Source organism: Shimia sp. R9_1 (genome assembly GCF_017743775.1).
Classification (GTDB): domain Bacteria; phylum Pseudomonadota; class Alphaproteobacteria; order Rhodobacterales; family Rhodobacteraceae; genus Shimia.
In genome coordinates this window covers 1-1,106 of record NZ_JAGHRN010000019.1, presented here as the reverse complement: position 1 = coordinate 1,106, position 1,106 = coordinate 1, and the positions used below count along the sequence as shown (strand labels likewise).

The 1,106-nt window shown below is 56.5% G+C and carries 1 protein-coding gene; it reads right to left on the bottom strand.

Annotation, left to right across the window (positions count from 1 at the left end; translation table 11 throughout):
- Nucleotides 1-1,106: elongation factor Tu (tuf, locus tag J7399_RS20860; protein WP_209090089.1), on the bottom strand; the 1,106-nt coding region annotated here is incomplete at its 3' end.

Below are 1,106 nucleotides of genomic sequence, written 5' to 3'. Positions count from 1 at the left end.
CCGGCTTCCATTGCGATCGGTGCGATCAGCTCAACGTTGAACTTCAGGTTGTCGCCAGGCATCACCATCTCGGTGCCCGCTGGCAGTTCAACAGTGCCGGTCACGTCAGTTGTACGGAAGTAGAACTGTGGACGGTAGTTCGCGAAGAACGGGGTGTGACGGCCACCTTCATCCTTGGTCAGGATGTAGGCTTCTGCTTCGAACTTGGTGTGTGGGTTCACGGAACCTGGCTTACACAGAACCTGACCACGCTCAACCGCTTCACGGTCAACACCACGCAGCAGCGCGCCGATGTTGTCGCCCGCTTCACCGGAGTCCAGCAGCTTGCGGAACATTTCAACACCGGTACAGGTGGTTTTCTGAGTGTCTTTGATGCCAACGATTTCGATTTCGTCGCCAACGTTGATCACGCCACGCTCAACACGGCCGGTCACAACAGTACCACGGCCAGAGATCGAGAACACGTCTTCGATTGGCATCAGGAACGGCTGGTCAGTCGCACGTGGTGGCTGTGGGATGTACTCGTCAACAGCCGCCATCAGCTCAGCAATTTTCTCTTTGCCGATGTTGTCGTCACGGTCTTCCAGAGCCGCCAGAGCGGACCCTGCGATCACAGGGATGTCGTCGCCTGGGAATTCATACTCAGACAGCAGCTCGCGGATTTCCATTTCCACCAGCTCGAGCAGTTCTTCGTCGTCAACCTGGTCCACTTTGTTCATGAAAACAACCATGGCAGGGATGCCAACCTGGCGGCCCAGCAGGATGTGCTCACGGGTCTGTGGCATTGGGCCGTCTGCTGCGTTCACAACCAGGATCGCGCCGTCCATCTGCGCCGCACCGGTGATCATGTTTTTCACGTAGTCAGCGTGGCCTGGGCAGTCAACGTGTGCGTAGTGACGTGCTTCGGTTTCATATTCCACGTGTGCGGTGGAGATGGTGATGCCACGTGCTTTTTCTTCTGGCGCGCCGTCGATTTCGTCGTACGCTTTGAAGTCACCAAACTGTTTGGTGATCGCGGCGGTCAGCGTGGTTTTGCCGTGGTCAACGTGACCAATGGTGCCGATGTTGCAGTGCGGTTTACTGCGCTCAAACTTTTCCTTAGCCAT